This window comes from Paraburkholderia sp. SIMBA_030, assembly GCF_046535245.1.
Lineage (GTDB): Bacteria > Pseudomonadota > Gammaproteobacteria > Burkholderiales > Burkholderiaceae > Paraburkholderia.
The window spans coordinates 95647-115338 of sequence record NZ_JAWRXB010000015.1 but is presented as its reverse complement, the minus strand read 5'-3'; the positions used below and the strand labels follow the sequence as shown (position 1 = coordinate 115338).

Below are 19692 nucleotides of genomic sequence, written 5' to 3'. Positions count from 1 at the left end.
GCGTCGAGGCACTTAAGGCGGACTTTTCAGCGGGAGAGATCTGGCACGGCTGCCACAATCGGAGGAAGTGATGAAGATCGGCGCGATGCATACGAGCTTTGGCGCGCGGGTTGAAGAGGTCGATCTGGCCTCGTTGACGCAAAGGGATACCGATCTCTTGCGCGCGGCGCTTCTCGAGTATGGCTTGCTGGCCATCCGGAATCAGGAGCTCTCGCCCGTTGATCAGGTCAGGATGTCAGAGGTCTTTGGAGCGCTCGAGACGTCTCCCACCGGCGAAGGTCAGTTGGCGGATTTACCTCAAATTTTCCGCGTGGCTAGCCGTCCCTCCAATGGCCACACAAACGTTGGCCGCTACTGGCATTCCGACGGCTCGTTCCGCGCACAGGCGACGCCGATTTCGATCTGGCATCTGGTTGCACGACCGGCCGATGGCGGCGAGACTCTATTTACAGATCTGCGGGAAGCGTACAGGACCCTTCCAGACGACCGGAAGACCTCAATCGATGACCTCATCACGCTCCATAGAAACGGAGTAGAACACCCGCTCGTCTTCCGCCATCCCGCCACCCGCGACCCGTCGCTGTACTTCAATGTCGGCCTTACTAGCGGCATCGTTGGCTATACGAACCAAGAGTTCATGGCATTGCGGCACGATCTGAACGATCACCTCTCTCGTGCAGGTGCTTCTTACGTGCATCACTGGCTCGAAGGCGATGTCGTCATCGCCGACAACTTTAGGGTTGCTCATCGTGCTACGCCGATCTCCATGGATCAGCATCGTATCCTCGATCGAACGACGATACAGGCAGACGGTGTGTACTGGAAAGAAGGCTACAGACTTGCCGACGCGTCAGAGCGGTGATAGAACGGCGCGATGAATCGCCGGGAGATTCGTGAAGCAAGGTGTTCTGGATTCTTTACGGCGTGGGCGCGATCTTCGGGCCGCCGCGCGCTTCGATACGTCCCTACAGTTCGCCGTTCGCCGTCAGCTTTTGGCTCGTTCCGTCCGTGCAGGAATTGCGTCCAGTCGCTGTGTCCCCATTCCGTTCAGGAATTACAACTATTGCTCAGTAGCCTCTACTGTCTGGTGGCGTTTGCCGCCACCATACCGTCACCCAATACCCCTTTGAGGATGACATCATGAGCAAGCTTTTCAGTCGTACCAAAGTCGGACATTTCCATCTGCAACACCGTGTTGTGCTCGCGCCGCTCACGAGAATGCGGACTGAGCCGGACAACGTCCCGGGTGACCTCATGGTCGAGTACTACACGCAACGTGCGACGGACGGCGGCCTGTTGATTACCGACGCAACGGCCGTAGCCCAGCTCGGCATTGCATACGTTGAGGCGCCCGGGATTTATACGGAGGAACACGTTAAGGGCTGGAAGCGGGTGATCGACGCCGTCCATGCCAAGGGCGCTCGTATATTCCTGCAAATGTGGCATGCAGGACGTCAGGCGCATCCGGCCAATACCGACGGCGTCACGCCCGTTGCGCCGTCCGCATTGCGCTCGCTCGAGCACGCCGCCATTCGCGACGAGAACGGCCAGATTGCCGAGGCGGAACTGCCCGTTCCCCGCGCGCTCGAAACTAGTGAGATTCCGGGCATTGTCGAGCAATTCCGTCGCGGTGCGGTGCTTGCGAAGCAGGCCGGATTTGACGGCGTTGAGCTTCACGCCGCCAATGGTTACCTGTTCGAACAGTTTCTGCTCGATGGGACGAACCATCGCGACGACGTGTACGGCGGCCCGATCGAAAATCGCGCTCGCTTCCTCTTCGATACGCTGGACGCGGTCGTTTCCGTCTGGGGTCCGGGACGCGTGGCGGTCCGTCTTTCGCCGAGCGGTACGTACGGCACGATGTCCGACAGCAACCCGCATGCGACGTTCGGTTACGTGGCAGAACGACTGAATCAGTATGATCTCGCCTACCTGCATGTAATTGAGCCTCGCATTCGAGGCATCGTGGAGAAGGAGACGAGCGATTCCGACGTTTCCTCGAAGGACATTCGCCGGCTCTACAAAGGCACGATCATCGCCGCGGGTGGCTTCACGCGTGAGAATGCCGAGCAGATTATTGTCGATGGTCACGCGGATCTTGTAGCCTTCGGCCGGATGTTCATCGCCAACCCCGATCTGCCGGAACGGCTGCGTAGCGGTGCGCCGCTCAACCGATACGATCGCGAAACGTTTTACGGTGGTGACGCCCGCGGTTATACCGACTACAAGTCGCTGGTTGAAGATGTCGTGGCCTGATTGAATTCGTCGGGACGCGAGCAGGGCGGCGCGGTTGTCGACTCCATCGCCCTTTGAGTGCATCGAGCAAACGTAGGCCGGCCCGCTGCGAGCGCTTATGCATCGCCGGAATAGCTGTTGGAGGGGTTGCTAGGGGTCCCGTTGTTTCGGCGTATCAACCGCAAACTACTCCCGATTGCAATCGGCTCTGCCTATGATTGGGAGATCAGTGCTGCGTTGCAGAGGGTGAGGAGTGCGTCGCTTCACGCGATTGCTTCGGCAACAGGGCGCGGCAGCATAGATCTTGCAGCACTTCCCACGTTCGCAAGCAAATGGCTGGTTCCCCGCTTAAGTGATGTCTGCGCCGCACGCGTTGGCTGAAGACTAGTCTTTGCGCAGTGGGAAAACCATTGTACGGTCGGTTACGGTCTGTCTTCCTTTGCGTAATTGCTCTATACAAACGTATAGATGGCGAGGCTGACAAATCGTTTGGTCCGTCGCTGCCAACGGCGAGCCCGCGGTGAAGTTGCGCACCCTTATGGGTGATCGCCCGTGTCTACGGGATCCATGCGGAAGTCCAGGATATCTGCGAGGAAGTTGAGGAGTGCGCGTGTTTTGGCGCTGACCAAGCGGCCGCCCGGGAACACGGCCCAAAGTTCGATGGGAGGCAGGCGCCAGTCGTTGAGCACCGAGCAGACCTCGCCGGTTTTCAGTTCCGGGGAAAACATCCATTCGGATACCACGGCTAAACCGAGATCGGCGAGAACCGCCGCTCGGATTCCTTCAGCCGCGGTAGTGGCAACGCGTCCGGATACGACGACGGCAACTTCCGAGCTTTCGCGTCGAAAAGTCCACGTGCCGCCGCCACCTCGCTGGTTATATACGATTGCCTGATGGGAAGACAGGTCCGCCGGGGAAGCGGGGATTCCGGCGCGTTTGAAGTAGGCCGGCGTGCCCACCACAAGACGTGGGACTTCACCGATCTTGCGTGCGGTCATGCTCGAGTCCTCGAGTCGTCCCATGCGCAATGCGATGTCGATGCCTTCTTCGAGCAGATCGACATTGCGATCGTCGAGAACCATGTCGACGTTGAGATCAGGATGTGCTTCGAGAAACTGTCCGATGGCAGGCACGATGTGTAGCCGGGCAAACGTAACGGGGGCGCACACGCGCAGGCGTCCCTTGAGATTGGTGCCAGCTCCGCGGGCAGCGAGCTCCGCTTCTTCTGCCTCTTCGATCGCACGTTTTGCCCGCCCGTAAAATGCCTGACCCGCCTCGGTTGGCATTAAACCGCGCGTCGAGCGCAGCAACAGACGCACCGAGAGTCGTTCTTCGAGCAGTGCGATGGTCTTGGATACGGCCGGCTGCCCTACCTTCAATAGTCGCGCAGCGGCCGAAAATGAACCCGACTCCACCACGCATACAAAGGTTTCCATCGCTGTTAACCGGTCCACTGCATCCTCCTGGCTGGGCGAATAGTAGAAGCACCCGTGGCTCAATGTCAAATCAGGTGGGCGCGACACGCGATGATACGAAGGAGCATTTTATTGATCCTGGAGAGACTGATCAAGATCACATGCGACGCTTAAAGTGGTGACTCCTCACCCACCTGACAAAGGGGTATCACCGTGAGCCGTATCAATGTTTCATCTGCTGAGTCTGCAACTGGCGCGACCGCAGAAGTCTTTGCCGAGGTCAAGAAGGCTGCCGGCAGGGTACCGAACCTGTTTGTTGCGCTGGGGGCGCTGGCGCCGCAGGTGCTGAGATCGGTGCTGAACGCCGAGGGCGTGCTGGGCACGGGCACGCTGAGCAAGCAGGAAGTGGAGACGATTCGCAACTGGTGGAGATCACGCTGGCCGTCGCGCTGACGGTGTTCACCAACACGTTCAACCGCATCAACGACACCGATCTGGATTTTCCGCCGGTGCGCTAAAGACATCATACGCGGACGTTTTTTTGCCCGGCGTCCGCGCGTTTGTTGAAACGGGCAATGGAGAAGGCACGCATAGGCGGTGCCGTTTGCGACGTAGCGCGTGGCCTCTGCTGATCGATATCTTTGGCGCGTGCATCGCAGTGTTTACGAATTGAGAGTGAAAGCCATGAAACTTGATTTCCACGTTGCAGAAAAGAGCGGTGGCGCCTATTGGCATCTTGCGTTGCTGAGGTGGACGATGGTGTTCATCTTCATCTGGTTTGGCATCCAGAAGTTCACCCCCTACGCGGCCGATGCGATCGCGCCGTTGATTTCACACAGTCCGCTCATGAGCTGGCTGGGTGTATTCGGCGTACGCGGAGAAGCGAAGATTGTCGGGGCCATCGAACTGCTGACCGCGGCAGCGTTGGTGATTGGTTCGGTCGTTCCGGTTGTTTCTGCGCTGGGAGCGGCGTTGGCCAGCGCCACATTCGCGCTGACGACTTCGTTCGTTTTCAGCACGCCTGGCATCACATTGCACAGCCCGACTGGTTTCCCGATCATCTCCACCCTGGTGGAGCAGTTCCTGATCAAGGATGTCGCGTTGCTCGCTGCGTGCCTCACACTGCTTCTGGCCTCGCTGGCGCCGCGTCGGCAAATGTCGTGATGCTGTAGGCGTGGTTTTCAAGCGTGGCGGTATGTCCGCAGTCATTCCCGCAGGGCAAGATCAGGAGCCGGGACATGATGACGAGGATGCGAGCGAAGCACCCGTTGCAGCCGCTGTCGAAACTGACTGCTCAGCGCTGAGAAACCGGTGGATTTGTGCCACAACGGCCGCACCTTCGCCTACAGCTGCTGCGACCCGTTTGACCGAGCCGGCGCGAGCGTCACCGATTGCGAATACGCCATCGACGCTGGTTTGCAGCGGAAGCGATTGGATGCCCCCATCGTCGATATCGGTTCCAGTCAGGACAAACCCCTTGCGGTCTAGCGAAACGCCGCATGAACGAAGCCAGTCCGTATTGGGATCAGCACCGGTAAACAGGAAAAGGTGACCTGACTGAATCGTTGCTTCGGTATCCCGGATGCGACAGCGATAGCGAACCTGTTCGAGCCGCTCGCTGCCTTCGAGCGCGATAATTTCTACGCGTGGATGAAGGGTCACGTTTGGCAACGACGTGACGCGTTCGATCAGGTAGCGCGACATGCTCTGGTCGAGGCTGGCGGCGCGGATGAACAGATGGACATGCGCGGCGTGCGAGGCGAGAAATACCGCAGCCTGGCCGGCCGAATTGCCGCCGCCAACCAGCAGTACAGGCTCATTGCGGCACAGTCTCGCCTCGATTGGCGACGCCCAATAGTAGACCCCACGGCCTTCGAATCGCTCGAGTCCATCGAAAGGTGGCCGTCGGTATTCAGCGCCGCTGGCGATGACGACGGAGCGCGTCATGATGCTACGGTTGTCGGCGAGTTCGACGGAGAGGGGATGCCTGCTGCAATGCAGCGCTTTGACTTCACATGGAATCCCGATATGGGCCCCGAACTTCTGGGCCTGATGGAAGGCGCGCCCGGCCAGCGCCTGGCCGGAAATGCCGGTGGGAAAGCCCAGATAGTTTTCGATGCGTGAGCTGGTGCCGGCCTGGCCACCTGGCGCCCGGCAATCCAGTGCGGCCACGGAAAGGCCTTCGGATGCTGCATATACGGCCGCTGCAAGCCCGGCGGGACCGGCGCCGACAATGACAAGATCGTAGACATGCGCAGGGTCGAACTCAGGCAGCAATCCGAGGCACGAGGCCAGTTGCAGTTCATCGGGATTGCGCAGCAACGCGCCGTTGGGACATATCACCAGAGGAAAATCGTCGAGCTTCGGAGCGAGCCGTTCGATCAGCGCGATGGCTTCCGCATCCTGCTGGGCATCGAGTGCGACATGCGGATGGCCGTTTCGTCGCAGGAAATTGCGCAGCGACACGAGTCGAGGATTGTCACTTGCGCCAACGAGGACGGGCCCGTCGCCGCGTTCGATGGCGGCTACGCGCCGCAGGATCAGGGCGCGCGTGAGCCGTTCACCGAGTTCAGCCTCGGCCACCATCAATGCCCGCAGACCTTCCGCAGGAAGCACGAGCGCTTCGACATCCTCGATCACACATGCGTCGACCAGGGCGGGCTTGCCGGACAACTGGCCGATGTCGGAACTGAATTCACCGCGCTGCATGTTTGCGCGTACCACGCGCTCGCGCCCCAGTCCATCGCGGCCGATTACGCGTACCGTCCCCGACAGGAACACGAACATGCCGGGACTCACGCTTCCTGCGCGGTACAGGTAGTCGCCTGCGGAACAGTGACGTAGCGTTCCGAAGCGCCGCATTCTGTCGATTTCTGCATCCGTTAGCGTGGGATACAGTTGATAGTACCGAGCGTTTCCCCGTACGCTGGGATCCTCGTTTCTCAAGTCACCCGAGAATCCGCTCGAAACGACAGCATCATTGCGAGGTGATGCACCGCCGGTCAAATCGGAGTCGCTATTCATGGTGGTCCGCGTCGCGGCGGGTCCTGGCCAACCAGAGGTAGTTATCTTACCCCTGGATTTTCTTCCAGGTGCGCGAAGCCAGGAAGCGCGGCCAGGCGCCAGGCTCGGAAGGCGGGCCATCGACCACGATGAACTCGAAAGTGGAGCAGCTTGAACGAAGGGGAACGATCGGCCCGATAAGCTTCCGACCTATAACAGCTAGAACTGCGCTGTTCGACCGGCTTCGTCCAGCCAGTGAACGATGTTTTTGACCGTGTCGCCGTAGAACGTTCGGTACAACTCCTTAGACACATAGCCGATATGTGGCGTGGCGAGTACATTGGAAAGTTCGCGCAGCGGGTGTGGGTTTTCAAGCGGCTCGACGTCGTATACGTCCAGCCCTGCGCCGGCAATCCGGTTTGTCCTGAGTGTTTCGAGGAGTGCGGCGCCGTCGACTATCGCACCTCGGGAGGTGTTGATCAGCCGGCTCGTCGGCTTCATCTTCGCGAACTCGGGGGCGCCGACGAGATGATGAGTGCGAGGACTGAGTCGGACGTGAATGGACAGGAAATCGGACGTCGAAAACAACTCGTCTTTCGTGACGTACTGAACGCCGTGTTCCGCGGCGACCGCTGGTGTGAGATTCTGACTCCATGCAACGACCTTCATGCCGAAGGCCCGGCCGATCAGGCCGACCGCGGATCCGACTCGCCCCAGGCCCAACAGGCCAAGTGTCTTACCTGCCAGTTCCTCGCCTACTAAGAGCTGCCATCCGCCGTTACGCAGAGACTGATTTTCTTGCGGAATGTTTCGTGCCATCGACAGGATCAGCGCCCACGTAAATTCGATTGTCGGGGTGGACGAATAGCCCGTGTGGAGAACGGCGATACCCAGAGCGGCGGCAGCGTCCTCGTCGATCGATGCATTCGCGAGGCCGGTTGAAGCAATGAGCTTGAGGTTCGGTAGTTTCTCGAGGATCGCGCGCGGTAACGGCGTGCGCTCGCGCATCACACATACGACGTCGAATGGCTTCAACCGATTGATCACGGCGTCGGGATCGTCGACGTGATCATTGAACACACTGATGCTTGCACGTCCATCCAGCTGTGACCAGTCCGCGAGGCTCAGCGATACGTTTTGATAGTCGTCGAGTATGGCTACCTTGACGTGGGAATTCGTGTTCATGTTGCTCACTCCTGTTTTGCTTGCAAGATTGAAACGGGGCGGTGTAATCGGGTAGGAGCCGGTCTGCTTTACTTTTGCAGAAGCACTCCTGTTCAACTTGCTCCAAAAGGGTGTTTGACAATGATGTCATTTTTGACATGTGTGACAAAGAGGGGGCTAGCGGGTCAAGCTCAGATGTGCTGTTCGTGTCCCGATATCGGGACATCGGGCAGCGAGGTTGTGAGCGCTGCCGCACCGGACGTAAAAAGGCGCGGGTTAATCCCGCGCGCCATACATGCAAACAGAACCTGGTACCGAGAACGGTTACGCCGTAGGCACCAGCGCGGTGACCCGTGCAACGGCCTTCTCCACGGCTGGGCGCGCTGCAACGGCGTCATACCATCTTCGTACGTTAGGGAACGCCTGCAATTCGATGTCCGCAAACTGCCGTCTCCACAACCAACCGAAGTGAGAGACGTCGGCGATTGTGAATTCATCCCCAGCCGCAAACTCAGAACGCGCCAAAACACCGTCAAACACCTTCATCACGCGTTGTGCTTCTGCGCTGAAGCGAGCGACGGCCGACGGTACGGGCTCGGGTGCCTGCTTGAGAAAATAGCCTAACTGGCCAAACGCCGGACCAATTCCGGAGATTTGAAACGAAAGCTGCTCAAACACCCGGGCGCGAGTGCAGCCCTTGGCCGGGAGCAGCTTTCCCGACTTCTCCGCAAGATAGATCAGGATGGCGGTCGACTCGGTCAAGACGAAGCGATCTCCATCGGGACCTTCAGGGTCAACGAGTACCGGAACCTTGCCGTTTGCGTTGAGCGACAGGAAGCTCGCGTCCTTCTGCTCGCCTTTGCGGACGTTGACGGGTTTCAGTTCGTATGCGATGCCCATCTCTTCCAGGGCAACCGGAACACGGACGCTGTTGGGGGTAGAAAATGCATAGATTTCGATCACGATTGTTTAGCAAGGTAAGGGTAACTGATCGCCAGATCATGCTTGCAACGCTGGGATGGAGGTAGAGTTCGCGGACGCATAACTATAATTGCAGAGGGGAATCGGGCACCGCGGCAGCGCCGAGCACTGTATGCCTGGCGGGAATGAATGTTACGTACTTGCAGCGTCTTCCGCGAGCGTGACGCCGCGCGCATCATCGGCTTGTCACTAGCTTGACCGTAGTTAAACCACTGCTTCTCAGCGCAAGCCAAGGCAAGTGCTGGGTCAGACGCTGACAGCCTTCCTGAGGACCGGCAGCATGTCCGACGGGTCGGGCCGATGCGTGTAGTCGGGATTGATTTCGGAGTACAGCACGACGCCGTCCTGGCCAATGACATAGCGTGCCGGCATCGGCAGCGTCCAGCTCGGATCGCCGTTGAACGACGGCAGATCGTTCTTGAGCATCTTGTACAAGTCGACCAGATAGTCGGGCAGATTGAAACGCAGGCCAAACGCGGCGGCGGTTTCGTTCCTCACGTCGCTCAGTACGGGGAAGCGCAACTCGTTGGTGCGTACGGACTTGCGGCTGTTGACGGCGGTCTGCGGCGAGACGGCGATCACGTTGGAACCGAGTGCCTGAATCTGGGGCAGGACTTCGTTCATCGCCTGCAGTTCGAGGGTTACAGTACGGACACCAGACGCCGCGGTAGAACGTGACGATAAGCGGTCCCGTGGCAAGCAGCTCGGCAGAGGACACCGTGTTGCCGTCCTGGTCCTGCAGGCGGAATTGCGGTGCGCGGTCGCCCGCCTTGACGGCGCGGATAGCCAGCCCGCTGGCGATGAGTTCCTCGGTCGCGCGTTCCATGATCGGATGGATTTCGGGCGGTGCGTTGTACGGCGGCTTGCCTGCCTTGAAGTCGGCCTTGAATGCGTCGAGCTTGTCCTGGAGTGACATGATAAGTCGCTGGTTGGTTGGATCGTGGATATCGAATCTGGGTAGGCGAAGCGTTGGCTCGTCCTGGGATAGGATCTTCCGGGAACTCGCGTCGCGCGGGTAGGTCGCCAGGATGAATAACTCCCATTCTCGGCAAGCATGGCTACCCGGCGAATGGCGCTTTGTGATGTGAAGGGTGCGAGTCATGCCTTCGAATCAAAAGGTCAGACGATCGCTTCCTTGATGCGCGCGTCTACCGTTTCCGCTTTGCCGGAATTCGGCTCGACCCGATCGCCCGTCGATATGCAAGGGGCAGGTGCAGCGTCGTGGCGATTGAACAGCGGGCTTTGTTCGAAGCGTTCGGCAATCCACTCGACGAAGGCACGGACTTGCGGCGACTGGTGTCGATGGTGGGGATAGACCACGGATATGGGCAGCGGTGCGGGGCGCGAATCCGGAAGAATCTCGACGAGATCCCCTTGTGCGAGACGCGAATGTGCAAGAAACAAAGGGATCTGAATGATCCCGAGCCCCATGGCCGCGCAACCAACATACGCGTCGGCTTCATTGGTCGCGAGACTGGATCGCATCCTCACCTCGGTGCGCTTGCCCTCAACCACGAAATGCATACTGATGAAACTTCGGGTTCTGCTCGAAACGTAATTGACGGCAATATGCTTGTCGAGATCGCGAATATTGGACGGCGTACCCTGCTGGCGCAGGTAGCTCGGGCTGGCAACGGTGACCATTTCGAGCGAACCGAGCCGGCGCGCGACGAGTGACGAGTCGGGAAGCTCGCCGATTCGAACGACGCAATCGACACCTTCCCCAACGAGATCCACATCCTTGTCTCCAAGGCCGAGCACGAGTTCGATGCCAGGATATCGCGCCTGAAAGTCAGGAAGAGCGGGCACCACGATCGAACGGCCCAGCGAGCCAGACATGTCCACGCGCAATTTACCGGTGGGGGTGTTGCCGGTGGTGATCAGCGAATTCTCGGCTGCTTCGACGTCCGCGAGAATCCGGATGCAGCGTTCGTAATAGGCGGCACCGTCGGGCGTCAGACTGATGCGTCGGGTTGTTCGGTTGAGCAACCGCACCTTGAGGTGGGACTCAAGTGCCCGAATCGTGGTCGAGACCGACGCATTCGGCAGGTCGAGCGCTTCCGCCGCTCTCGAGAAGCTATTCAGATCCACGATCTTCGTGAAAACCTGCATCGCGTTTAGTCTGTCCATGACAATTTCCTTCGATTGCTGGATTCGACTGTACGATCATGGTTGGATCTTGACTATTGGCAAACTGTAGATATCAGTTATTCCACCAACACATAGGGGCGGACAGGTTGCTTGACGTCGCGTGGCGGCGCGTGACCAGACGCTGAGCGTTGGTTTGCCGCTGCAGCGAGATCGTTCAGCCGACGCGACCGTGCGCACCGAGGTATCGTCGACCTCGAGCACTTTCGTGAAACCCCGGTAATACTAGGAGTATTAAGCCATGACAGCTTATGTCGTATTCACCCGGGAAAGAACGACAAATCAGGCAGAACTTGATACGTATGCGCAGGAGGCGTCAGGCGCCGCCGAAGGTCACAACGTGTCGTTTCTGGTGCTATATGGAAAGCACGAGGTGCTCGAAGGGCCGACGATGGAAGGTGCCGCCGTCCTTCGGTTTCCGACGATCGAAGAAGCGAGGCGCTGGTACGACAGCCCGGCCTATCAGGAAGCAGCAAAGCATCGGCATGCTGGAGCCGAGTACCGCGTTTTTATCATCGAAGGTGCCGAGTAATTCGCCGGCGCCTTAAAGCGTGCGCTGCCCGTAGTCTGCTCCTTGCCGACTCCCAAAGGTCGGGTGGGCTTCCGGCCGAAGAACAGGGTCGCTACCATTTACGCAACTGGGTGGGATAGCGAATGTCAACCGTCTCTCACTTGCTTTGGAGTCCACCATGGAAGAGAGTCGTAACGTCGCGCTGGTAACGAATGCCTCCGACTATGCCGGACCGCCCGCAGTGAATGCGCTCGCAGAGGCCAACTTTCGGGTCCTCGTTCACGATGACACGTTTGAGGACAAAGAAGCGTGGGCAAGTTTTTCGTCTGGCCACCCCAGCGCGGAGTTGATTCGCGCGGGAACACCAGACGAGCTCGTCAGCGCAGCTTGGGACACTGCCGGTAGTATCGACGCGATAGTCAGCAACGACCATTTTCCAGCGATACATCGTCCCTCGCCAGAAGCATCGCTTGACGACCTGAGACAAACGCTTGAAAAGCTCGTAATTGGGCCGTTTGGTGTCGTGAAAGCCGCTACCCCTTACTTCCAGAGGCAAGGCGGAGGCAACATCGTCATGATCACATCATGTCGAACGCGCCTCCCCATGTACGGCGGTGCGATACCAGATGCCGCGAGAGCGGCAGCGAACGCACTCGTTCGATCGTTCGCGGTTGAACTGGCGCCGTTGAACATTGCAGTAAATGCGGTGGCGCCCAATTTTCTTTATAGCGAAGCCTATTACCCTCGAGCAGTATTCATTGATAACGAGGCCGGCAGAGACTACATTAAATCAGAGGTTCCCTTGGGACGATTGGGGCAACCGGACGAAATCGGCGACCTTATCCGCTACCTCGCGTCGACGGGATCTCGATTTCTAACCGGCGCCATAGTCGACTTCTCCGGTGGATGGCCCGCCGCAAAGACGCGGCCGGGCAGCTAGCCGCAGCACCGGGCATTGTGACTGGATTGGGCGGTAATCGCCGGCCAGCGCACTTATCGCTACGTTCACAGTTCAGAGGGTATTACTCTACGGAATAGTAGTGATTCCGTGCCCGACACTACCGCACAACTGCCGACGAAACTAGACTTGGCTCAGCCGACTGCCAGTCGGGTAGCGCGCTCAGACAGATTGCGATGTTTTCGGAATCGAACGTGAATGTTTGGGCGGGACAGTAATGACGGAAATGGAGGAAAGGAATGGACACGAGAAATAAGGTTCTGGTGGCGGGAGCGAGCGGACTCATAGGCGTAGCCGCTATTGAATCCTTTCTCTCCGCGGGCTGGGATGTCGTCGGTATTTCGAGGCGCAAGCCGCAACTGCCGAGTGGGCGAGACTTTGGGTTCATCCCGCTGGATTTGCGTGATGAGAAAGCCGCCCGTGAGGCGCTGTCTGCGCTCGCCGGCATTACGCACGTTGCGTATGCCGCAATTTACGAGAATGCCGATGATCTGGTGAGCGGTTGGTCGAACGCAGACCAGATCGAAGTGAACAATGCGATGCTGCATAATGTGATCGAGCCGCTCATTTCAGGGAAATCGGCGCTCAAGCACGTTTCTATCCTGCAGGGAACGAAGGCATACGGCGTCCACCTTCACCCCATCGCCATCCCGGCGCGGGAGAGCGACCCGCGCGACAATCACGCGAACTTCTTCTTCGATCAGCAGGACTACGTTCGCGACGCGGCTGAGAAGCACGATTTCACTTACACCGTGTTGCGCCCTCAACTCGTCACTGGGAAGACGCCCGGGGCTCTCAACGTCCTCCCGGCCATCGGTGTGTATGCGGCTATCCGCCGCGAGAAGGGCGAGGCATTTAGCTTTCCGGGCGGCCCGTCGTTCGTCTGGGAAATGGCCGACGCCGATCTCGTCGGCCAGGTGATGGTGTGGGCGGCGCAATCTCCGCAAGCGGCGAACGAGATCTTCAACGTCACCAACGGCGATGTCTTCGAATGGCGAAGTGTATGGCCGGCGATGGCGAAGACGCTAGGCGTGAATGTGGGAGGCGACGAGCCTACCAATGTGGCGCAGTACATTCGCGATAACGCCGACGTCTGGGCGAAGATCGTCGCCAAGTACGGCCTTGCGAGTGGTGATCTTCGTTCGTTTGTCGGACAGGGTGATCAACATGCCGACTTTGCGTTTGCATCTGGAGCCCCTGCGGGCCCCGTCGCTTTTGTCAGCACGATCAAGCTTCGCAAAGCCGGATTCAACGCTGCGGTCGACACTCGGGACGCATTCTGCGACGCTCTTCAGTCTTTCATCGATCAAAAGCTTTTACCGCCGGCGCTGTAATCACGGCGTGCTGACGCAACGCGGGAAGGTGAAGGAATTTCGTCACCGGTGTGACCCCGACTGGGTGGTCACTCGCTTCCCGCGTAGGCACGCAGTGTGTAGACCAAGAGCAGATGAACAGATCGAGCACCGCTTCGTCGAGCACGACCAGCAGATCCCGATCGGGAAGCGGCAGGCAGTTATGCGTGCCGCCGCCGTATGGCGGCGACCAGTTGCGGTAAACAATCGGCTTGGGCGCGGTGCGATCGTCCGGATACTCCCAGACCTCGATATACCAGCCGATCATCTTCCGGTGCTCCGGCGTGTGTCCTTCAGCAGATATATGACCTGGTCGTACCGCACGGTCAGCGACTTGCTCACCTTGCGCGGTTCGCGCCACGTGAGCACCAGATCAAGATTCTTGTCAGCCCGCAGCGGCCGGTGAGCATCGAACCCGCTCCCGGATGATGCCTAGGGCACGTTGGGCCAGGTCGTCGTCCAATCTCCGATTCCCGGGCATGCCGTGCTTGCTCGAGACCAGTCCAGCAGCGCCAGACTCACGATACCGCGTCACCTGGCGGCGTATCTGCGGTGCCGTCAATCCGAGACGTTCAGCGGCACGCCACGGCATCAACCGTCGGTCAACGACTGACTGGATCGCTCTTAGCTATTCAACAGAGGGTATCGGTGGCTGGCCGCTAGCTAGTGGGGGACTACGACGGGGTCGAAAATGACATATGACTCTTTTAATAGACCTCAGTCTTTTGCTTGCTGGGCGGCCCGAGTGCGAAGATTGGTTCGCCATACGATTTGTCACGACGCCGGGCGGCGGAGAGTTTGCGCTTTCGACGCATGAACTGCCGCGGCTTGAGGGCTGAACTCCCTAGGATTTGCTGAGAAGCTTGGTGTGCACCTTTTTGCGTGTCCATAATCGGTGTCGACACACAAAAAAGGCCGTACTTTTCCACCTAGGATCCAGCCTTGCAGTCATTGACCGAAATAAACCGACTGCATACCGTCATTGTCCAGATGATGGGCGCTCTTGCGGACGCCGGCTGCCGACGAACCGTTGGCAGCCACACCGCCATAGGCGCTTGAGCCACCGTTTTGCGCTGCGACGCGCGCTTCGGCCGCCTGAATCTCGACCGGGTAGTTCGCGTCTTCGCCGCGGGACTGGTCGTAGCCGGCCGCTTGCAGCTGAACGAGTTCTGCGTGCACTTGTGCGCGGGTCAGCGCGGGAGCGTCGGTGCCTGCAAAAGCGGGTGCGGCGATAGCGCTTGCAACGATAAGGGTGGCAAGAATGCGGATCTTCATGATTTTCTCCATCGAGGAAAAGAGTTTGGCGAGTGCGCCTGAAGCCTTCATGGCTTCAATTACCTAATATGTATTCGGGATCAATCTCGTGGAGTCCTTCACGTAAGAACGACTCCCCAGCAGCCTCAGAACGGCTTGGTCGGCAGATATTTTCCGTCGAGCGTGATCACCGCACGCGAGCCGCCTTCCGGATCGTCGACTTTCTTGATGTCGAGCTTGAAATTGATTGCGCTGATGATGCCGTCGCCGAACTTCTCATGAACCAGAGCCTTCAGCGTCGAACCGTAGATCTGCACCATTTCGTAGAACCGGTAGATCGTCGGATCGGTCGGCACGCCGCCCGGGATGCTGCCGCGCACGGGGACGGTTTGCAGCAGGCGAACTGCGTCTTCGCCGAGTTCGAGCTTGTCGGCCACGACCTTCGCGGCGTCGGTCGGCAACGGATGCTGGCCGAGCAGCGCGGCGGTGACGAATGCGAGGCTGAGGCCGGTGCCTTCGTTGATCTGCTCGAACGTCAGGTTCTTGCGGACCTTCGCGTCGATGACCGCGTCGGTCAGGGCTTCACGGGGGGCCTGGCTATATTGGGATTGCGTCATGATGATGCTCCTTGAGATGGAATGAATTTGAAAAGCAGTTGTTCAGGCAGCGAGGTCGAGTCGAGCCGGGGTTGCACAAACATGCGGATGTTCCGCGAGAGAAACGAAGCGGTTCGTCGTGCCGTCGAGCGTATCGATCGAGCCGGTTTCGATGTCGTACACCCAGCCGTGCAGGGCTAGATGTCCTTGTTCGAGCGCGAGCCGCACAGAAGGATGAGTCTTGATGTTCGCGAGCTGGGCAATCACGTTTTCGCGGACCATCGAGTCGACCCGGTCGTGTTCGCTCTTGTGCTCACGCGCCTCGTTGACGACTTTCGCGGAATCCGCGTAATGCAGCCAATTGCGCACGGCCGGCATGTGGTCCATGCATTTGCAGGTGGCGATGGCCGTCATCGCGCCGCAATCGGAGTGACCGCAGATCACCACATCGGTGACGCCGAGCGCGGCGACCGCGTATTCGACCGTGGCGGTCACGCCGCCCGGTTCCGGGCCGTACGACGGCACGATGTTGCCGGCGTTGCGGATCACGAACAGGTCGCCCGGCTCGCGCTGCGTGACGAGTTCCGGTACGAGCCGGCTGTCCGAGCACGAGATGAACAACGTACGCGGGTGCTGGCTCGTGGCCAGCTGCTTGAAAAGCTCGGAGCGCTGCGGAAACGCGTCGCGCTGGAACTTCAGGAAGCCGTCGATGATTTCTTGCATGTTTCGCTCCATCCGGGTGTTAGTTGAGAACCGATGGACGAAGAATGCGCCGCTCAAACTATAGTGTCCAAGACCGGTTTATTATTCTCCCTATAGGAAACACCAATAGTTTGGGGGCTCCCATGCTGCTCCGGCACATCCGTTACTTTCTGGCGGTCGCGGAACACCGCAATTTCACGCGCGCGGCCGAGGCGCTGCACGTGTCGCAGCCGACGCTGTCGCAACAGATCAGGCAACTCGAGGACACGCTGCGCGTTCAATTGCTCGACCGGTCCGGCCGAACGATCCAGCTGACCGATGCCGGCGCGGCCTATGTGCGCTACGCGCAGCGCGCGCTGCAAGACCTTGAGGCTGGAAAGCGGGCGATCCACGACGTGCAGGAATTGAGCCGCGGCTCGCTGCGCCTCGCGATGACCCCGACGTTCACCGCGTACCTGATCGGTTCGTTGCTGGAGAAGTACAACCGCCGCTATCCGAACATCACGCTGAACATCCTCGAAATGCCACAGGACCGGATGGAGGCGCTGTTGAACGAAGATGCGCTCGACGTCGGCATCGCATTCAACGATACGCACTCCCCTGACATCGAGACCCAGGTGCTTTTCGTCGAAGCCCTGGCGATGGTGGTCGGCAAGTCGCATCCGTATGCGAAGAAGCGCGCCGCGTTGACGCGTCGCGCGTTCGAGAGCGAAGCGCTCGTGCTGCTCAATGAAGAGTTTGCTACCCGCCACTACATCGATCGATATTGCAGACAGCACGGCGTCGCTCCGCGCATTGCGATGGAGGTCAATTCGATCAGCGCGGTCATCGAGATCGTGCAGCGCAGCGCGCTCGCAACGCTGCTTCCAGCCGCGATCGCGCGCGAGCACAGCGAACTGTGTCTGGTGGACCTGGAGCCGGCGCTGCCGCAACGAACCGCTGCGTTGCTACTGCGCAAAGGCGCATATCGGAGCGCCGCAGCACGGGCATTCATCGTGCTTGCGCTTGAGGAAAGCGCGGCTGAGCCGGGTGGCCGACGAGCAAAGGCGGCTTCGTAAAACGCCAACACTCCGAGCCGCCTCGACTGCTGGCGGCTGAAGCCGCGCCGCTGTCATGCAGCGCTGCCGCAGAATGAACTCGGTACGCTCTACTACGTCTTATATTTTCTTAGCGTACAACTGGCAATGCTGCGTCGAGGTGATTCCCTGGAGGAGGCGCATCTGTCGGCCTTGAATTTTACGGGAAAGGTGATCGCGCTCATTGGCGTCACATTAGCCGCTGCTGTGGTGACCTGGGCGTGGTCACCAATCAAGTTCCAGGCTGATATGGGTATCTTGCTCACCTTCATGTTTCTCTGGAATATGGTTGGTGCCTTGGTCCTGATCCCAGTTCTCTCGCATTTTCTATTGAGGGACGTGTCGAAATTGCCTTCGACGGAGAAAAATTCAGGCTCGCCAGGGGCGAAGTCGCGCGTTGCGTCCAGTTGAGCGGGCGAGTTAATTTGGTCCAGAAACCTCCGGTCGCCATGTAAGTGTGCGATCGGAGGCTAACGGCTTCTATTCGACATGATACGTACAGGTTCAAGAAGGAACCGGTTCAGTAGCGCGCAGAACCGCAGCGCCTTCACTGGCGAACGCGCGGAGCAGATGGTGTGCAATGGCGAAGGGCTTGGGTGCGGACAGTCCTCCAGCGTGCGTGCCGGACAACATCGCCGCGACTTCCTCTCGTGAAAACCAGCGCGCGTCTTCCAGTTCTGTCGTGTCAACGGTGATTTCCGTATCATTCGCCCGAGCGAAACAGCCGATCATCAGTGATGACGGGAACGGCCAGGGCTGAGATGCGAAATAGGCGACCTGAGAACAATGCACGCTGGTTTCCTCAAGCACTTCGCGACGTACAGCGTCTTCCACCGTTTCGCCGGGCTCAACGAAGCCAGCAAGCGCCGAGTACATTCCTGTTGCGAACTGACGCTGACGTCCCAACAGACAGTGATTGTCGTTGATGCCTAACATGATCACGACCGGATCGACTCGTGGAAAGTGTTGCGATCCGCAAGCGTCGCACGAACGTCGCCAGCCTGCGGTCGATGCCCGGCTCGGTTGGCCGCAATTCGCGCAGAAGCGATGGCGCCGATGCCAATCGAGCATTGCTTTTGCCTGACCGAGTGCGCCCAGTAGACCGGGCGAGGCCAGGCCGCCAACGGCAATTGAACGCAGATCGATCAGTTCGAAGCGTGTCGACAGTGAAGCGGGATCGAACACAGCCTGATCGAACCCGAGGGCGAAGCGTGCCGACCCGGTGTCAGCCTGTCCTAGAAAAACGGCCTGAACAGGGGTGCCGAACTCAGACACTTCGCTTGCCGAGAAAAGCATGTCATGTTCACTACCGCGCTTCAGCACTGGAATATCGGCGGAGAAGACGATAAAACGCGTTGACGGATCGTGTCGCAAACTCTCGATAAGCGCGGCATCGTCGCGTTTATCGTTTCGCCGGTCGAGCGGGTTGAACGCAAAGCCGATAGCGGTGGACTGATCAAGGACGGACATTGGAGTATCTTTCGGTACGGTTACACGGTTTGGCGTTGGGTCCCGTGCGATGCGTTTTACGTCGCCCGGACGAAGCCCAGGTGAAGACGGCACATGCAAAGGGCTTTCCTGAACGGCAAAAATAGGTTACAAGTTACAGTAACATTCTAAATACCGATTAAACTTCAAAATGCAAATGGAAGTCCAGCGTCCGGTTCGCCGTAGTCGTGCTGAACAGCAAGCGCTCACGCGTGAGCGGCTGCTGGCCTCGGCCGAGAGCGCGATCGCCCGGCTCGGTTATGGTGGCGCCTCGGTCGACGTCATCGCTGCAGAAGCAGGCCTCTCGAAAGGCGCCATTTACTCCAATTTCTCGACGAAGGAGGACTTGTTCCTCGAGTTGTTGCGACTGAACATGGAGCGCGACATGGCGGCGCTGGAAAAGATCGTCGAGTTGGAGCCGCAGGAACTCTATCAGGCGATCAGCCAATGGCTTGCCACGATGCATTCGGAAAGCGATTGTCCCGTTCTTGCCACGGAGCTTCAGTTGCAGGCTCGCCGCAGTCCGGAATTTGCGGAGCACTATTATGCGCTTCAGGAGCAACAGATACGGACTCTCGCCCGTATTCTGCGCGCGTACTTCAAGGTGTCTTCAGCCAATCTTCCGATTGATGCCGCGGACCTTGCGGCGTGTATTATCGCGCTGGCCCATGGCCTGAGCCTCCAGCGTCCGATGGGTAAATCCAGATCCCGTAATCAGGCTGGCAGGGTGATCGATGAACTTCTGCAGGTCTTTCTGACGAAGTAGCCGGCGCTGCGAGCGGCGCCGGTCTGGTGCCTGTGGTAGGTCG

At 59.0% G+C, this 19692-nt stretch carries 19 protein-coding genes and 3 pseudogenes; 10 read left to right on the top strand and 12 right to left on the bottom strand.

All coding sequences use genetic code 11. From position 1 onward, the window contains the following. Window positions 1–70: 70 nt before the first annotated feature. Both SB772_RS25145 and SB772_RS25140 read left to right on the top strand, forming a co-directional pair. A complete protein-coding gene (locus SB772_RS25145; RefSeq protein ID WP_410835902.1) occupies window positions 71–862 on the top strand; it encodes a TauD/TfdA dioxygenase family protein in 792 nt (263 codons plus the stop codon). A 278-nt stretch (window positions 863–1140) separates the two neighbouring features. Then, window positions 1141–2256: an alkene reductase gene (locus SB772_RS25140; protein ID WP_410835901.1), complete on the top strand. Its 1116-nt coding sequence runs from the start codon at window positions 1141–1143 to the stop codon at window positions 2254–2256. 515 nt (window positions 2257–2771) lie between these two features. On the opposite strand, the gene SB772_RS25135 is transcribed toward SB772_RS25140, so the two are convergent. Beyond that, complete coding sequence (locus SB772_RS25135; protein WP_410835900.1) at window positions 2772–3689, bottom strand: LysR family transcriptional regulator; 918 nt, start codon at window positions 3687–3689, stop codon at window positions 2772–2774. A 174-nt stretch (window positions 3690–3863) separates the two neighbouring features. Between SB772_RS25135 and SB772_RS25130 the strand changes: the two genes are divergently transcribed. Both SB772_RS25130 and SB772_RS25125 read left to right on the top strand, forming a co-directional pair. Continuing rightward, a complete protein-coding gene (locus SB772_RS25130; protein WP_410835899.1) occupies window positions 3864–4103 on the top strand; it encodes a hypothetical protein in 240 nt (79 codons plus the stop codon). Window positions 4104–4334: 231 nt separating this feature from the next. Next, the gene (locus SB772_RS25125; protein ID WP_410835986.1) at window positions 4335–4814 is read left to right on the top strand and encodes a DUF417 family protein; all 480 of its coding nucleotides are present in this window, start codon (window positions 4335–4337) and stop codon (window positions 4812–4814) included. Between the two features lie 60 nt (window positions 4815–4874). On the opposite strand, the gene SB772_RS25120 is transcribed toward SB772_RS25125, so the two are convergent. From SB772_RS25120 to SB772_RS25100, 5 genes and pseudogenes are all read right to left on the bottom strand, one after another. Further along, complete coding sequence (locus tag SB772_RS25120) at window positions 4875–6674, bottom strand: FAD-dependent oxidoreductase (protein ID WP_410835898.1); 1800 nt, start codon at window positions 6672–6674, stop codon at window positions 4875–4877. A 198-nt stretch (window positions 6675–6872) separates the two neighbouring features. Next, window positions 6873–7934, bottom strand: a complete 1062-nt coding sequence (locus tag SB772_RS25115; protein WP_410835897.1) for a D-2-hydroxyacid dehydrogenase family protein — start codon at window positions 7932–7934, stop codon at window positions 6873–6875. Between the two features lie 207 nt (window positions 7935–8141). Beyond that, window positions 8142–8780, bottom strand: coding sequence for a glutathione S-transferase family protein (locus SB772_RS25110; protein WP_410835896.1), 639 nt, complete (start codon window positions 8778–8780; stop codon window positions 8142–8144). A 264-nt stretch (window positions 8781–9044) separates the two neighbouring features. Beyond that, window positions 9045–9714, bottom strand: a pseudogene (locus SB772_RS25105) (peroxiredoxin-like family protein). 203 nt (window positions 9715–9917) lie between these two features. After that, window positions 9918–10928 (bottom strand): LysR family transcriptional regulator, encoded by a 1011-nt coding sequence (locus tag SB772_RS25100; protein ID WP_410835895.1) that lies wholly within the window; start codon window positions 10926–10928, stop codon window positions 9918–9920. Between the two features lie 259 nt (window positions 10929–11187). On the opposite strand from SB772_RS25100, the gene SB772_RS25095 reads away from it, so the two are divergent. The 3 genes from SB772_RS25095 (at window position 11188) to SB772_RS25085 (ending at window position 13749) form a co-directional block, all read left to right on the top strand. After that, window positions 11188–11478, top strand: coding sequence for a DUF1330 domain-containing protein (locus tag SB772_RS25095; RefSeq protein ID WP_410835894.1), 291 nt, complete (start codon window positions 11188–11190; stop codon window positions 11476–11478). 157 nt (window positions 11479–11635) lie between these two features. Continuing rightward, on the top strand, window positions 11636–12397 hold the full coding sequence (locus tag SB772_RS25090) for an SDR family oxidoreductase (protein ID WP_410835893.1): 762 nt from the start codon (window positions 11636–11638) through the stop codon (window positions 12395–12397). A gap of 257 nt (window positions 12398–12654) precedes the next feature. Beyond that, window positions 12655–13749, top strand: coding sequence for an SDR family oxidoreductase (locus tag SB772_RS25085; RefSeq protein WP_410835892.1), 1095 nt, complete (start codon window positions 12655–12657; stop codon window positions 13747–13749). Window positions 13750–13990: 241 nt separating this feature from the next. On the opposite strand, the pseudogene SB772_RS25080 reads toward SB772_RS25085, so the two are convergent. From SB772_RS25080 to SB772_RS25060, 5 genes and pseudogenes are all read right to left on the bottom strand, one after another. Further along, window positions 13991–14187: pseudogene (locus SB772_RS25080) on the bottom strand (ISNCY family transposase); the annotation flags it as partial. Continuing rightward, window positions 14153–14359 (bottom strand): helix-turn-helix domain-containing protein, encoded by a 207-nt coding sequence (locus SB772_RS25075; RefSeq protein ID WP_410835985.1) that lies wholly within the window; start codon window positions 14357–14359, stop codon window positions 14153–14155. The gene SB772_RS25075 and the pseudogene SB772_RS25080, both read right to left, overlap by 35 nt. 356 nt (window positions 14360–14715) lie before the next feature. After that, on the bottom strand, window positions 14716–15042 hold the full coding sequence (locus SB772_RS25070; RefSeq protein ID WP_410835891.1) for a DUF4148 domain-containing protein: 327 nt from the start codon (window positions 15040–15042) through the stop codon (window positions 14716–14718). 125 nt (window positions 15043–15167) lie between these two features. Continuing rightward, on the bottom strand, window positions 15168–15638 hold the full coding sequence (gene cynS, locus SB772_RS25065) for a cyanase (RefSeq protein ID WP_410835890.1): 471 nt from the start codon (window positions 15636–15638) through the stop codon (window positions 15168–15170). Between the two features lie 42 nt (window positions 15639–15680). After that, window positions 15681–16340: a carbonic anhydrase gene (locus SB772_RS25060; RefSeq protein WP_410835889.1), complete on the bottom strand. Its 660-nt coding sequence runs from the start codon at window positions 16338–16340 to the stop codon at window positions 15681–15683. Between the two features lie 122 nt (window positions 16341–16462). Between SB772_RS25060 and cynR the strand changes: the two genes are divergently transcribed. Further along, window positions 16463–17377 (top strand): transcriptional regulator CynR, encoded by a 915-nt coding sequence (gene cynR, locus SB772_RS25055; protein WP_410835888.1) that lies wholly within the window; start codon window positions 16463–16465, stop codon window positions 17375–17377. Between the two features lie 57 nt (window positions 17378–17434). Beyond that, a pseudogene (locus tag SB772_RS25050) lies at window positions 17435–17806 on the top strand (RND family transporter); the annotation flags it as partial. Window positions 17807–17899: 93 nt separating this feature from the next. Here the strand turns inward: SB772_RS25050 and nudC are convergent. Next, complete coding sequence (gene nudC, locus SB772_RS25045) at window positions 17900–18865, bottom strand: NAD(+) diphosphatase (RefSeq protein ID WP_410835887.1); 966 nt, start codon at window positions 18863–18865, stop codon at window positions 17900–17902. 169 nt (window positions 18866–19034) lie between these two features. On the opposite strand from nudC, the gene SB772_RS25040 reads away from it, so the two are divergent. Further along, window positions 19035–19649, top strand: a complete 615-nt coding sequence (locus SB772_RS25040; RefSeq protein WP_410835886.1) for a TetR/AcrR family transcriptional regulator — start codon at window positions 19035–19037, stop codon at window positions 19647–19649. Window positions 19650–19692: the final 43 nt, after the last annotated feature.

Bases quoted from the DNA above. Each gene is read 5' to 3' on its own strand.
- SB772_RS25100 (WP_410835895.1), bottom strand. From the start codon at position 10,928: ATGGACAGACTAAACGCGATGCAGGTTTTCACGAAGATCGTGGATCTG.
- SB772_RS25040 (WP_410835886.1), top strand. From the start codon at position 19,035: ATGCAAATGGAAGTCCAGCGTCCGGTTCGCCGTAGTCGTGCTGAACAG.
- SB772_RS25075 (WP_410835985.1), bottom strand. From the start codon at position 14,359: ATGCCGTGGCGTGCCGCTGAACGTCTCGGATTGACGGCACCGCAGATA.
- nudC (WP_410835887.1), bottom strand. From the start codon at position 18,865: ATGTCCGTCCTTGATCAGTCCACCGCTATCGGCTTTGCGTTCAACCCG.
- SB772_RS25125 (WP_410835986.1), top strand. From the start codon at position 4,335: ATGAAACTTGATTTCCACGTTGCAGAAAAGAGCGGTGGCGCCTATTGG.
- SB772_RS25140 (WP_410835901.1), top strand. From the start codon at position 1,141: ATGAGCAAGCTTTTCAGTCGTACCAAAGTCGGACATTTCCATCTGCAA.
- cynR (WP_410835888.1), top strand. From the start codon at position 16,463: ATGCTGCTCCGGCACATCCGTTACTTTCTGGCGGTCGCGGAACACCGC.
- SB772_RS25070 (WP_410835891.1), bottom strand. From the start codon at position 15,042: ATGAAGATCCGCATTCTTGCCACCCTTATCGTTGCAAGCGCTATCGCC.
- SB772_RS25145 (WP_410835902.1), top strand. From the start codon at position 71: ATGAAGATCGGCGCGATGCATACGAGCTTTGGCGCGCGGGTTGAAGAG.
- SB772_RS25090 (WP_410835893.1), top strand. From the start codon at position 11,636: ATGGAAGAGAGTCGTAACGTCGCGCTGGTAACGAATGCCTCCGACTAT.
- cynS (WP_410835890.1), bottom strand. From the start codon at position 15,638: ATGACGCAATCCCAATATAGCCAGGCCCCCCGTGAAGCCCTGACCGAC.
- SB772_RS25085 (WP_410835892.1), top strand. From the start codon at position 12,655: ATGGACACGAGAAATAAGGTTCTGGTGGCGGGAGCGAGCGGACTCATA.
- SB772_RS25095 (WP_410835894.1), top strand. From the start codon at position 11,188: ATGACAGCTTATGTCGTATTCACCCGGGAAAGAACGACAAATCAGGCA.
- SB772_RS25060 (WP_410835889.1), bottom strand. From the start codon at position 16,340: ATGCAAGAAATCATCGACGGCTTCCTGAAGTTCCAGCGCGACGCGTTT.
- SB772_RS25120 (WP_410835898.1), bottom strand. From the start codon at position 6,674: ATGAATAGCGACTCCGATTTGACCGGCGGTGCATCACCTCGCAATGAT.